This window comes from Eisenbergiella sp. OF01-20 (genome assembly GCF_003478085.1).
Taxonomy (GTDB): domain Bacteria; phylum Bacillota; class Clostridia; order Lachnospirales; family Lachnospiraceae; genus Eisenbergiella.
In genome coordinates this window covers 123,188-135,933 of sequence record NZ_QUES01000001.1, presented here as the reverse complement: position 1 = coordinate 135,933, position 12,746 = coordinate 123,188, and the positions used below count along the sequence as shown (strand labels likewise).

Genomic DNA, 12,746 nt, shown 5'->3' with positions numbered 1-12,746 from the left:
TGCCCGTCATGCAGGTTATGCCCCTCCTTACTATTTATTTTTCCCCTGCTGCTCCCTTCTTTCGTTGTAATTTGTCCTGTATCCGGCTCTTCCTCCATATCTGTCTTCTCCTTCTGCATGTGCAATCATTATTTCCTGCGTAACTGTCCAGTCCCTGCACAGTTACTATCCTGCTTCTATTGTAATATCCTTTTCCGGAAATTATGCCGGAAAGAATGCCGAAGCGTGAATCAATTATAGGAAAAGGTTTACGGATGGTCAATAAGATACGTGAAAGCTTAATGCTTTCTTAACGCATCAGCCAGGTAACTAATACTATTCAGCTTAAAAGATAAGCCCCTGTATCGCTACAGGGGCCGGCCGGTATAATTCCCATACAATTAGTTGATGTCGCGGAAACAGGCTGCCGATATAATCAGTTATCTGTAACTATTTTTGTATGGTTTCTATCGCTTTTTTAATATCTTCTCTTGTCATCTCTTCACACTCCCTGGAAGGCGGATCCGCATAAAACGGACATAAATGACAATAATTCTCCAGTGTACAGCAAGCATTTGCTACAATAATTTTCAATGCCTCTTCCTTATCCATTTTGGCTACCTCCATTGGATCGGCAGCCTGCCCCATGAAATTTTTATACATTCCGGGCAGAATTCTTCCATTTACCACTTAACTGTAGTCTTTCGCTGCCGGTAAGCATATAAGGAGACCTTCGTTTTCCCACTCACGCGTTCGTTTGGCTCGTTGCCCGCGGAAATAAAAAATGCCCACCCTGTCAGCAACAGAGTAGGCAGATTTTAACCCGTCCTTTTAATAGGCCTTTCCGGCCAGAATTTCCTTATAGTCCTTCAGGTTACGTTCCAGCAGCGCCGGTGTATCCAGATTATACGGGCATTTGCTTTTGCATTTACCGCAATGGAGGCATTTTTCAATCTGCATCATCTTTTCCTGCATTTGGGCTGTGAGCTGTGCCGCCGACGGCGACCGTCGGATCAGCAGAGACATTCTGGCACAGTTATTAATTTCTATGCCGGCCGGACAAGGCATGCAGTATCCGCAGCCGCGGCAGAACTCGCCCTGAAGCTCCTGCCTGTCATGGGTTATCACATCGTTAAGCTCCTGTGTCAGGGCAGGCGGATTATCCACATAACTTATGAATTCGTCCAGTTCCTTTTCCCGCTGTACCCCCCAGATAGGAAGCACATGGGGAAACTGGGAAAGGTATGCATAAGCCGCGGCGGAATTATTGATCAGGCCGCCGGAAAGCGCTTTCATAGCAATAAATCCCATCTCTGATTTCCTGCACTTTTCCACCAGCTCCAGCTCCTTATCCGAGGAAAGATAGCTGAAAGGGAACTGCAGGGTATCGTACAGCCCGCTTTCCACCGCTTCCTCCGCCACTGCCAGCCGGTGGTTGGTAATGCCGATGTGTTTTATTTTCCCTTGTTCCTTCGCTTCCAGCATACATTCGTACAGACCGCTGCCATCTCCCGGTTTGGGGCAGAAGGCCGGGTTATGGAACTGGTACACATCCAGATAATCTCTCTGCAGCTGCGCAAGGGAAATCTCCAGATCCTTCCAGAAGCCCTCCGGGGTAACCGATGCCGTTTTCGAGGATACATAAATCCCATCCCAGCAGCCGTGGAACGCCAGACCCAGTTTATGTTCACTGTCCGTATAAGCACGGGCCGTATCAAAGAAAGTGATTCCATTATCGTGGGCCTTCCGGAGTAGAAAAACTGCATCCTCATCGCTTATCCTCTGGATAGGAAGAGCGCCAAACCCATTTTTATTCACATTTATCCCGGTTTTCCCGAGAGTCACCTTTTCCATTATCAAACCTCCTCTTTCTTCCGGCTGTTTTCTTCTGCTGCTTCGGCACAGACCGGTCTGCCGGAAAGCATCACAATAACCTTTTTGGGACATTTATCCGCACAGATACCGCAGCCCACACATTTGCTCTGATCGATGGTGGCATTGAAATTTTCCACCCTGACAGCGCCCTCCGGGCAGTTTTTGGCACAGATTCCGCAGCCGATACAGCCGGCGCGGCAGTCCTTCATGGTGATAGGCCCTTTATCTCCGGAGCTGCAGGCCGCCACATATTTGGCGGAATACGGAATGAGGGTTATCAGATTCTTAGGGCATACGGAAACACATTTCCCGCAGGCCATGCAGGCCTCCCTGTCCACCTGCGCCACGCCGTTAAATACATGGATGGCGTCAAAGGGGCAGACTTCCACACAGCTTCCATAGCCAAGGCAGCCGAAATTACAGGATTTCGCCCCGCCATTCGGCACGAAGGAAAGCATCCGGCAGTCATGCAGACCTACATAATCATAGTCCACCTTTATTTTATCACGGGTTCCGCGGCACTGGACAAAAGCGACCTTACGCTCCCCATCCTCCGCTTCCACGCCCATGATGGCTCCTATTTTCTTCCCTGCAGCCGCTCCGCCTACCGGGCAGGCGTTTACGGGGGCTTCCCCCGCAGCTATAGCCGCCGCCAGTCCCGCACAGCCGGGATAACCGCAGCCGCCGCAGTTGTTTCCCGGCAGCTGTGCCAGGACAGCTTCTTCTTTTTCATTGACTTTTACTTTAAACAGGATTGCGGCGCCTCCCAGGAAAAGGCCGATAAACAGCCCTATACCGCCTACGATTGCCGTCGCAATCAGAATTCCCGATATACTCACAGACACCACCTCCTATTTCAATGACAGCCCGGAAAAGCCGCAGAAGGCAATCGCCATAAGCCCCGCGGTAATCAGGACAACAGGCATCCCCTTAAAGGACTCCGGAACATCATTATACGCCATTTTTTCACGGATCCCGGCCAGTATGATAATGGCAATCGTAAAGCCGAGCGCGGTTGCAAACCCATTGACAGTCCCTGCCAGAATCCCGTATTTTTTCTGCACATTAGTCAGGGCCACGCCCAGCACCGCACAGTTTGTAGTAATCAGAGGCAGGTATACACCCAATGCATTATAAAGGGAAACCATATATTTTTTCAGCACCATTTCCACAAACTGTACCAGCGCCGCGATTACCAGTATGAATACGATGGTCTGCAGATAGGTAATGTTCAGGGGAACCAGGGCATATTTGTAAATCACACCCGCCACCGCACTGGAAAGTGTGATGACAAAAATAACCGCTGTTCCCATTCCTGCTGCGGTCTCCACCTTCTTGGACACTCCCAGGAAAGGGCAAAGGCCGAGGAACTGGCTCAAAACAACATTACTTACCAGAGAGGAACCGATTAATATGAGCAATAAATCCTGCAGTTGATCCAACATTTATTTTCCCTCCTCTTTCTTTCCGGCCAGTCCGTCTTTCGCTTCCCCCGCAGAGGTATCATAGAAGCGGCGGGAACAGCCGGAATCCTTGCAGGACATACAGTCCTCACTGCAGCCGGACTGGATTTTGGACATATCCCTGCCTTTTTTCTCCCCGTTAATCTTCACCTTGTTCTGGATGGCAGTAAGGGCAGCCAGCACGAAGAAAGCTCCCGGTGCCAGGACAAAAATGTTGATGGGGACATAATGCTGCAGGATATGGGAACCGAAAATTACCGGTGCCTTTTCTCCCAGAATGGGGAAGCCGAAAAATTCGCCGGCCCCCAGAATCTCACGCACCAGCCCGATGCAGGTAAGCGCAAGGGAGAAGCCAAGTCCCATACCTATGCCGTCAAACAAGGACGGAACAGGCGGATTTTTGGAGGCATAGCTTTCCGCACGGCCCAGGATGATACAGTTTACCACGATCAGAGGGATGTAAATGCCCAGGGCGCTGTCCAGAAACGGTACATAAGCTTTTAAAAGAAGCTGTACAATGGTTACGAAACTGGCAACGATTACGATAAAGGCAGGTATTCTGACCTTATCGGGAATGACTTTGCGCAGCATGGAGATCATCAGGTTACTTAAGGCCAGCACCACCATGGTGGATAAGCCCATGCCAAGCCCGTTAACAGCCGATGTGGTGACTGCCAGCGTAGGGCACATCCCCAGAGTCAGCACAAAGGTGGGGTTTTCTTTTATAATCCCGTTATAGAGACGTTCGGTCGCTTTATTCATTGCCGCTGCCTCCTTTCAGTTCTGTCTGAAAATAATACAGTCCGGCGTTTACGCCGTTAGTGACCGCATTGGTCGTAATGGTGGCGCTGGTAATGGCATCGATTTGATTTTCTGCAGAAGCGCCGTCCTTTGTATAGACATAGCTTTCCGCCTTCTTCCCTTCAAACTGAGGCTTTAGTACCTCCTCTGCTTTCATTCCCAGACCGGGAGTCTCGGAAATGGACAGGATGGACATTCCGTTCAGGGTGCCGTCCTCCCGCACGCCGATGGTAAACTTAATATCCCCGCCATAGCCTTCATACGTCGTTACCGTGATCACATAGCCGAGTACCTTGCCGTCCTTATCCAGAGCAGCGGCATACTCATTGATGCCTGCCTCCGTAAAACCTCCGCCGTCAAGCACTTCCCGGGCAGATTCCTCCGTGAAGCCCTGCCCGTCCTCAAAATGGTCGGCATCCTGGAACACTTCCTTACGGGCCGCCATCCTGGCCTTTTCTTCCTGTATGGCTATCGGATCCTTCGTCACCTGGTACACAAGGCCCAGAAAAAGACCGGAAATCAACGTAATCAGGAATAAAATCCCTGCATCCTTCAGCATACTTTTCATGACCGCTCTCCTCCTTTACCAAAAGCTTTGGGAAGAGTAAACCTCTCAATAAGAGGCACCAGCAGGTTCCCCAGAATGATGGCATAGGAAACACCCTCCGCACTGGCACTGCAGACCCGGAATATCCCTGTGAGGATTCCCAGGAAAATACCGTATATGTACTGCCCCTTCTTGGTGACCGGCCTGGTCACATAATCCGTCGCCATGAAAAAAGCACCCAGCATCAGTCCGCCGCCGGCGAGCTGGGAAGAGATATAATACCGGTCCGGTCCATGGCCGCCGAACAGAACCATAAATATCACAAAGGATACGATATAGGTGCCGGGAATCCGCAGATCGATAATTTCCAGCCAAATCAACAGACATGCCCCCAGAACGATACACAGCATGGAAGTCTCACCGATGGTTCCCGCCGTCCGTCCGATAACCATATCCAGCACATTCACATTTTCCCCTGCCTTAACCGCAGCCAGCGGCGTTGCGCCGGTATAGGCGTCACAGTTGAAATTTGTCATGATGGAGGCAAAGGATATCAGCAGGAAGCATCTGGCTCCCAGGGCAGGGTTCATAAAGTTTTGTCCCAGGCCGCCGAAAAGCATCTTCACCACAAGAATAGCGAACACACCGCCGATAATGCCGATCCACCAGGGCACGCTCACCGGCAGGTTAAGAGCCAGCAGAAGTCCCGTCACCACTGCGGAAAGGTCACCTATGGTATTTTTCTTTTTGGTCAGTTTCTCATAAATAAATTCTGTCAGCACTGTGGATGCCACGGTTATCGCAACAATCAGCAGCGCTTTGATTCCGAAATTATAGATGCCAAAGATCGTGGTGGGCAGCAGGGCGATGATTACTGCCAGCATTATTCTGCTTGTGGAGTCTTTGGATCTGATATGCGGATTGGATGATACCTTCATCAAGTCGCTCATTGCTCTTTCCTCCTATTTCCTGTTTGCCGCACTTGCTTTTTTCCGCTGTGCAAGAACCATCTTGCGCATGGATTTGATAGCCTGGGTGAGCTGTCTCTTGGCGGGGCATACATAGCTGCAGCATCCGCACTCACAGCATTCCATGCCGTCATACTTTTCAAAAGCTTCCATATCATAGTGCTCCGAACAGGTGGAAAGCAGCGTGGGCACCAGCCTGGAAGGACAGGCCTCCACACATCTGCCGCAGTTGATGCAGGCGGAAGGTTCCCCCACCTCATCTTTAGACAGGCAGAGAAGGGCGGACGCCGTCTTGGTGGTAGGCACATCCAGATCAAAAATCCCGAAGCCCATCATGGGGCCGCCGGACACGATCTTTACCGGCTCCTTGCAAAAGCCGCCCGCCTCGTCTATTAATTCATGATAGTTCGTTCCAATACGCACAATAAAATTCTGAGGATTGGCAATGGCATCCCCCGTAACGGTGACGATACGGTTCATGAGGGGTTTGCCTTCCCGCACAGCCCGGTTAACAGCCACCACCGTGTCCACGTTGTCCACGATACAGCCCACATCCGCAGGCAGCATGGAGGAATTGATGGCACGTCCCGTCACCGCATAGATCAGCTGGCGCTCCGAGCCCTGCGGATATTTGGTTTTCAGCTTCTTAACCGTGATCCGCGGTTGTGTCCCCGTCATCTCCTCCAGCAGCTTAATGCAGTCCGGTTTGTTATCCTCCACCGCCAGGATTCCCTTCGCTTGAGGAAAAAGGCGCAGAATAACCTGCAGGCCTCCGATCAGCTTATCGGGTTCCTCCAGCATCCTTCTGTAATCCGAAGTGAGGTAAGGTTCACACTCCGCACAGTTTGCGATCACATATTCTATTTTCTCCGGCTCCTTTGGTGAAAGCTTTACATGAGTGGGAAATCCTGCGCCGCCCATACCTACAACGCCCGCTTCCTTCACCAGATTAATAATTTCTTCCTTTGTCAGATCTTCCAATGGTCTGACCGGAGGGTATTCCACCTCTTCGTACAGGCGGTCATTCTCCACTACAATACTCATCACGTTGTCGCCGGTAACAATCCGTCTCGGCTCAATCGCCTTCACCGTACCGGATACCGTACTGAAAACCGCCGCGGAAACAAATCCTGCCGCTTCTCCGATTTTCTGACCGGCCAGAATATGATCCCCTTTTGCCACAACAGGCTTGGCGGGCGCACCGATATGCTGGGACAACGGATACACCAGATCCCCCTTTGGCAAAACCGCTTTCATGGGTTTATCCTTGGAAAGCTCCTTACCGTCATAAGGATGGATACCGCCCATAAATGTTAACTTCGCCTTAGCCATTTTAGCTATCCCTCTTTTCTGTAATATGTTTTTCCCGCGGTTAACCAAATAGCGTTTTCCTGCCCGTTAACCCCGGGAACAGTAACAGCATAACATAATCATACCTTAATTTTCATCAAATTACTACATAAAAATCAAAAAATATGGTATATTAATTGTATGAAAACACGAATCCAAACCTTACATACGGCCGGTGAAAAGGCCATCGGGCAATTTCTGGGGAAGGAAGAAAATATCCTGTTTTTTGATATTGAAACCACAGGGCTTTCCTCAAAAAGCGCTTCCATTTATCTGATCGGAGCCGCTGTCATTCAGGATAAAAAGTGGACCCTGCATCAATGGTTTGCAGAAAATACGGCTGAGGAGGAAGCCATTCTGGACGCTTTCCTGCAATTTTCGGTTCCTTATAAAAAACTGGTACATTTTAACGGAACGACTTTTGACGTTCCCTTTCTTCAGGCCAAATGCAAAAAATACGGGAAATCCGTCCCTTTTACAGAAAAGGAGCAGGCGGATATTTACCGGCAGATTTCGCCCTTCAAGAACTTGCTGAAGCTTTCCAACTGTAAGCAGAAAACCCTGGAAGAATTCCTGGGGCTTAACCGGGAGGATCCCTTTAACGGCGGGCAGCTCATAGAGCTGTACAAGGTTTACCGCCAGGAAAGGGACCATCGGCTTCTGGAGGTACTGCTGCTGCACAATGCGGACGATATCAGAGGCATGCTTTCCGTAGTCCCCATCCTTTCCTACCCCGCTTTATTTTCCGCACCTGCAACGACGGCAGGAGCCGATTTGGATATTGATACAGATTATGCAGGGAACCGCCAAAAAGAACTTCTTGTCCGCCTTCAGCTCCCGGTTCTTCTTCCCGTTCCGCTTTCCATTCATGGCGGAGGCTGCTTCTTTTCAGGGAGCAGGGATTCAGGAACCTTAAAAATACCGGTATTTACCGGTGAATTGAAATTTTTTTATCCGGATTACAAGAATTATTCCTATCTTCCGGAGGAGGACGAAGCCATCCATAAATCCGTTGCTGTCTTTGTGGACAAAGCACACCGGATTCCGGCCACGCCGGCAACCTGTTACACGAAAAAGACAGGGGATTTCCTTCCCCAGCGTCTGCTTCCCGCCCAGGAGGATCTTTTTACGCCCGCTTTCCGCCGGGAGGCAAAAGAAAAGGAAAGCTTTTTCCTTCTGGAAGAAGCTTTCCTAGGTGACAGCAGCCGGCTGTCCCTGTATGCCCATCATATTCTGAACGGGATGCGTTAACGCCTTCTCCTCTTCTTTGCTGCAAGAGCAATGCAGAACAGAAGCGTGAGCAGGGAAACTGCCTGGGACAGGCGGAATATCACCGGCTGACGGTATCTCACGCTTACGGTATGGCTTTGTCCGTCACCGGTAAGCATAGCCCGTATCCGGTAATTATTTCCATAGGTGATTTCCAGCTCCTTCCCATTTTCATCCGCTGCCGCAAACCCCAGATATTTCTGCAGAGGGAAATCCACATACTGCCCTTCCTCCGAAGTCCGGTAGGTAAAGGTTGCGTGGGTTCCCTCTTTCACATAGGTTTCCACCGTCACCTTTTCGGCATCGGAAAGCTGCAAATCAGAGGTCAGCTTATCATCCATAAGTGCATCAATCCGCCATTCATACGGGTATATCACCGTTGCGTCGGATTTGGGGATGCCGATTATCTTATCCTGGTGCCCGACGGTTGTGGTATCATCATAATCCTTATAAGCAAAATTATTCTGGTTATAGGGCTGGTTCAGGCAGGTCAGAAGATTGACCCCCACCAGGAATGCGAATACCAGATTCCGGTACGGCTTTAACACCACAGATTCCGACAGCCAGATAACACCCGCGAAAATAAACAGGATTCCGGCCGGCGCAAGCAGTCTCCAGGGGAACTGTATGGTGCGCAGGACCGGTTCTATGGCGGGTATAAGTTCTTTCAGCGTCTTGCTTCCAAAATATCCGGTTACCAGGAAAGTCAGCACACAGGCGCCGCCAAAAAGATATGTCAGGAATTTATCTCTTTTCCCGTTTTTTTCTTCCGTTTTCTCGCAGACCAGTTTCAGCACACACACGCCTGCACAGCCCAGAACCGGCAGTCCCAGTGAGAGGAAACGGTAATCATTGGTATGGAAGGTATCCGCCAGAAAGGAAGCATTGATGGAGTATTCCGAAAAGCCGCTCCAGTCCAGGGCCTTCTGGTACAGGTTTTCCTTCAGGAAGAAATAAAGGAAAGGAACCAGGAACCACAGGTTCAAAAGCACGGTAAGCCCGGCCGCCTTCACCATTTCCAGCCATCTCTTGTCCCGAAGGAGATCCCGGATAAATAAAAGACAGCATACGCTGAATATGACAGCCATAGCCGCCGTACTCAGCACATGGCTTTCAATCACCCCGGTAAAGCCTATGACAAGCCAGGGCCACTTTTTCTTATCCGCCATAAGAACATGATAAAAGCCTCCGATAATGAGCGGAAGGAAAGTCAGCGCCAGCGTTTCGCCCAATGCCCCCCTGGCATAAATGTTGGTAAACCGGTAAGGCAGAAGGATATATAGGGCCGTCCCCAGAATACAGGCATAACGGGAAGGGGTCATGGATTTGAGCACCTTATATATAACCGCAACCGTAGCGATATTGGCAAGGAAAATCAGCGTTTTATAGGACAGGGCGAGCGATACCCCCAACAGCCGTAAAAAAGCAGGGATATACAGGAATAGGTAGGGATACATACTGTTCAGATAACCGTTTCCCGCCAGAGCCTCCGGAAAGATAACCACTGGAAACTGGCCGTCCAGCATACCGTCCTTCAGCCCTTCAATACGCAGCAGATGATAGCATACATCATCCGCCTGGGCAAAGGACTGGATAAAAAGCGGCATGGAAGAATACAGGCAAAGACCTGCCAGAATCAGGAAGGTAACCTTTCTTTCCCTGCTGGAAGGATGTTTTTTTTCGTAGGAAGCAAGGAAAATCCCGGAAACAGCCAGCAGGATTACCAAAACCATAAGATACGGGGCGTCCTGGTAAAATGCCCCATGAGGCACCAGTGACATGGTATTCAATATCAGGCTTCCCACGCCCTGATAGTAAATGCGGATATGAAGCTGCTGGGAATCTTTATCGAGAGTAAAGGTGTAATCCCTGGTGGTCTTCTCACCGTCCGTGCTCTCCAGGCTCCATTGGGCCACCTTGGTGCCGTTATCCCATACTTCAATGATATTATCGGATGAAGTATTGGAATATTCGGGACGTATGGTATAAGTCCCCTTATTCAGCACATAATCATCCGTGTAGGCGAACATGCCAAAATACGCCGCCGACTCATCAATAGCAATCAGACCGGTATAATCGCTGATTCCCGCCGTCTGATTCAAATCCGTGCCCTTTAGCACCAGCGGCTTGTTATCTTCCTTTCCCAGCCAGATAAAAAGCAAAGCAGTCAGTACTGCTGCAACATACAGAACCTTCTTTTTCATGGTCATCCTCCGAATTGTTAGTTAAGAAGCTAATCTCTGCCGCGCAGCCGTCCCCCTCTGCCGGCTTCGGACTTTTATTTATTTCTATAATACCGCAAATGGCAGATATTATCCCCATTCGCAATGGTTTCCGGCAGCTCCAGGCTGCAGCCGTATGCCTCACCAATGCCTCTGTCACCGCACTGCGCGAACCATCCTTATATTCAAAAAAAGGGACGCGGAATATACCGCATCCCATAAACAGCATCATATGCCGCCCACAAAACTTCTTGATTATTCAGCAGAACCTTCTGCAGGAGCTTCTTCTTCCGCTTTTTGCTTAGCAATTACGGCATCAATATCAACAGAAACCACATCATCATCGGATTCTTCCTGTACAGACTCCTCATCCTTTACTTCCTTGGGTTCGGGAGCAAGCATTGCTTTGATGCTCAGGCTGATTTTCTTATCTTCTTCATTGAAATCAACTACCTTAGCCGTGATTTCTTCCCCTGTCTTAAGAACATCGGAAGGTTTGTCCACATGCTCTTTTGCAATCTGGGAAACATGAAGCAGTGCATCAATTCCGGGTTCCAGTTCAACAAAAGCGCCGAAATCAGTCATTCTTGCCACTCTGCCGGTTACCACATTTCCAACTGCATATTTCTCAGCAGCATTCTTCCAGGGATTCGCATCATCAAATTTCATGCTGAGTGCGATCTTATTACCGTTGATCTCTTTGATCTGAACGGTAACCTGATCCCCAACCTTAAATACTTTCTTGGGATGTTCCACTCTTCCCCAGGACATCTCGGATATATGAAGCAGTCCGTCCGCTCCGCCCAAATCGATGAAAGCGCCGAAGTCTGTCACATTCTTAACGGTTCCTTCCACAACATCTCCTTCATGGATTCTTTCCAGAAGTTCCTTCTGCATTTCCGCTTTCTTGGCAACGATGAGCTGTTTGCGGTCACCGATATATCTTCTTCTCTTGGGATTGTATTCACTGATAACGAATTCAATATCCTGTCCTGCATACTTGTTCAGATCCTTTTCGTACGTATCGGATACAAGGCTTGCAGGGATAAAAATTCTGACTTCTTCTACTACTACGCTCAAACCGCCGTCCAATACCTGGGTCACTTTTGCGGTGAGTACCTCATGGTTGTTATAAGCTTCTTCTATTCTCTTGTTTCCTCTGTCGGCAGCAAGACGTTTGTAGGATAAGATAACCTGTCCTTCTCCGTCATTTACCTTCAGAACCTTAACTTCCATCTTGTCGCCAGGCTTTACGACCGCTGTCATATCCACGCCGGGATCGTTGGTATATTCGTTCCTTGTGAGAACACCGTCCGACTTGTATCCGATGTTAAGAATCACTTCTTCAGGCTTAACATCGATAACCGTACCTTCGACTACCTCTCCCGCGTGTATAGTTTTTAATGATTCCTCCAACATTTGTTCAAAAGTTAATTCTGACATAATTTTGAACCTCCTCGATTAATTTATTCGGGGTAGACGCTCCGGCTGTAATACCCACCAGGCGGACAGCTTTGGGTAGTTCTAAATGCAAGTCATCCAGTGTCTGTATCAAACAGGTGTGAGCACATTCCCTGCAGCATATTTCATACAGTTTTCTTGTATTGGAACTGTGCTTTCCACCGATAACAATCATTGCATCGACCTTCGCTGCAATATCCTTTGCCTCAGTTTGTCTCTCCTCAGTTGCGTTACAGATAGTATTCACAACACTAATATCATAACCTTTTTTTAGAAAAATTTCAACTAATTCTTGAAATTTATTGTAGTTAAATGTCGTCTGTGACACAATACATAGTTTTTTCCCTGCTTCCGGGACAAATTCCCGCGCCTCTTTTTCCGACTCCACAACGGCTGCAGGCGTGAGTGACCAGCCGCGGATCCCCTCTACTTCAGGGTGTCCGGCATTTCCGATGATAACTATCTGGCAGCCTGCCGCACTTTCTTTTTCCACGATTTTATGAATCCGTTTTACGAAGGGGCAGGTGGCATCCACGCATTCCAGTCCCTGTTTTTCTATTTTTTCGCAGATTGCTTTGGATACTCCATGGGATCGGATCACCACCGTCCCCTCTTTAAGCGCTTCCAGTTCCTCTTCGGATTCGATCACCTGCACCCCTCTTTTTGCCAAATCCTGTACGACAAATTCATTATGGATGATAGGTCCGCAGGTATAAATTTTCTTACCGGCTGCAATCTGTTCGTAGACCTTGTCAACAGCCCGCTTTACGCCAAAGCAGAAGCCGGCACTTTCCGCAAGTATCACTTCCAT

Annotated in this window: 12 protein-coding genes; 1 reads left to right on the top strand and 11 read right to left on the bottom strand. The window is 49.2% G+C overall.

Annotation, left to right across the window (positions count from 1 at the left end):
• Positions 1-429: 429 nt before the first annotated feature.
• From DXA36_RS32775 to rsxC, 8 genes are all read right to left on the bottom strand, one after another.
• Positions 430-591, bottom strand: a complete 162-nt coding sequence (locus tag DXA36_RS32775) for a hypothetical protein (RefSeq protein ID WP_182478855.1) — start codon at positions 589-591, stop codon at positions 430-432.
• A gap of 219 nt (positions 592-810) precedes the next feature.
• Positions 811-1,833, bottom strand: a complete 1,023-nt coding sequence (locus tag DXA36_RS00640) for an aldo/keto reductase (RefSeq protein WP_118675761.1) — start codon at positions 1,831-1,833, stop codon at positions 811-813.
• Between the two features lie 2 nt (positions 1,834-1,835).
• Entirely contained in the window at positions 1,836-2,693 is an 858-nt protein-coding gene (locus tag DXA36_RS00635; RefSeq protein ID WP_118675760.1) for an RnfABCDGE type electron transport complex subunit B, read from the bottom strand.
• 12 nt (positions 2,694-2,705) lie between these two features.
• On the bottom strand, positions 2,706-3,287 hold the full coding sequence (gene rsxA, locus DXA36_RS00630) for an electron transport complex subunit RsxA (protein ID WP_118676353.1): 582 nt from the start codon (positions 3,285-3,287) through the stop codon (positions 2,706-2,708).
• Positions 3,288-3,299: 12 nt separating this feature from the next.
• Positions 3,300-4,079 carry an electron transport complex subunit RsxE gene (gene rsxE, locus DXA36_RS00625; protein ID WP_118675759.1) on the bottom strand — a complete coding sequence of 260 codons (780 nt, stop codon included), beginning with the start codon at positions 4,077-4,079 and terminating at the stop codon, positions 3,300-3,302.
• Complete coding sequence (locus DXA36_RS00620; protein WP_118675758.1) at positions 4,072-4,686, bottom strand: RnfABCDGE type electron transport complex subunit G; 615 nt, start codon at positions 4,684-4,686, stop codon at positions 4,072-4,074. The genes rsxE and DXA36_RS00620 overlap by 8 nt, the downstream gene beginning before the upstream one ends.
• The gene (locus tag DXA36_RS00615) at positions 4,683-5,615 is read right to left on the bottom strand and encodes an RnfABCDGE type electron transport complex subunit D (RefSeq protein ID WP_118675757.1); all 933 of its coding nucleotides are present in this window, start codon (positions 5,613-5,615) and stop codon (positions 4,683-4,685) included. The genes DXA36_RS00620 and DXA36_RS00615 overlap by 4 nt, the downstream gene beginning before the upstream one ends.
• A gap of 12 nt (positions 5,616-5,627) precedes the next feature.
• A complete protein-coding gene (rsxC, locus tag DXA36_RS00610) occupies positions 5,628-6,965 on the bottom strand; it encodes an electron transport complex subunit RsxC (RefSeq protein WP_118676351.1) in 1,338 nt (445 codons plus the stop codon).
• Positions 6,966-7,124: 159 nt separating this feature from the next.
• On the opposite strand from rsxC, the gene DXA36_RS00605 reads away from it, so the two are divergent.
• Positions 7,125-8,234, top strand: coding sequence for a ribonuclease H-like domain-containing protein (locus DXA36_RS00605; protein WP_118675756.1), 1,110 nt, complete (start codon positions 7,125-7,127; stop codon positions 8,232-8,234).
• On the opposite strand, the gene DXA36_RS00600 is transcribed toward DXA36_RS00605, so the two are convergent.
• The 3 genes from DXA36_RS00600 to ispH all read right to left on the bottom strand — a co-directional run bounded on the left by DXA36_RS00600 (position 8,231) and on the right by ispH (position 12,746).
• Positions 8,231-10,456: a hypothetical protein gene (locus DXA36_RS00600; RefSeq protein WP_118675755.1), complete on the bottom strand. Its 2,226-nt coding sequence runs from the start codon at positions 10,454-10,456 to the stop codon at positions 8,231-8,233. The genes DXA36_RS00605 and DXA36_RS00600 overlap by 4 nt on opposite strands.
• 273 nt (positions 10,457-10,729) lie before the next feature.
• Positions 10,730-11,917: a 30S ribosomal protein S1 gene (gene rpsA, locus DXA36_RS00590; RefSeq protein WP_118675754.1), complete on the bottom strand. Its 1,188-nt coding sequence runs from the start codon at positions 11,915-11,917 to the stop codon at positions 10,730-10,732.
• Positions 11,898-12,746, bottom strand: coding sequence for a 4-hydroxy-3-methylbut-2-enyl diphosphate reductase (ispH, locus tag DXA36_RS00585; protein ID WP_118675753.1), 849 nt, complete (start codon positions 12,744-12,746; stop codon positions 11,898-11,900). The genes rpsA and ispH overlap by 20 nt, the downstream gene beginning before the upstream one ends.

Excerpts from the sequence above, each read along its gene's own strand:
- rsxC (WP_118676351.1), bottom strand. The coding sequence starts at position 6,965 with ATGGCTAAGGCGAAGTTAACATTTATGGGCGGTATCCATCCTTATGAC.
- DXA36_RS00620 (WP_118675758.1), bottom strand. The coding sequence starts at position 4,686 with ATGAAAAGTATGCTGAAGGATGCAGGGATTTTATTCCTGATTACGTTG.
- DXA36_RS32775 (WP_182478855.1), bottom strand. The coding sequence starts at position 591 with ATGGATAAGGAAGAGGCATTGAAAATTATTGTAGCAAATGCTTGCTGT.
- rpsA (WP_118675754.1), bottom strand. The coding sequence starts at position 11,917 with ATGTCAGAATTAACTTTTGAACAAATGTTGGAGGAATCATTAAAAACT.
- DXA36_RS00605 (WP_118675756.1), top strand. The coding sequence starts at position 7,125 with ATGAAAACACGAATCCAAACCTTACATACGGCCGGTGAAAAGGCCATC.
- rsxE (WP_118675759.1), bottom strand. The coding sequence starts at position 4,079 with ATGAATAAAGCGACCGAACGTCTCTATAACGGGATTATAAAAGAAAAC.
- DXA36_RS00600 (WP_118675755.1), bottom strand. The coding sequence starts at position 10,456 with ATGAAAAAGAAGGTTCTGTATGTTGCAGCAGTACTGACTGCTTTGCTT.
- ispH (WP_118675753.1), bottom strand. The coding sequence starts at position 12,746 with ATGGAAGTGATACTTGCGGAAAGTGCCGGCTTCTGCTTTGGCGTAAAG.
- DXA36_RS00640 (WP_118675761.1), bottom strand. The coding sequence starts at position 1,833 with ATGGAAAAGGTGACTCTCGGGAAAACCGGGATAAATGTGAATAAAAAT.
- DXA36_RS00615 (WP_118675757.1), bottom strand. The coding sequence starts at position 5,615 with ATGAGCGACTTGATGAAGGTATCATCCAATCCGCATATCAGATCCAAA.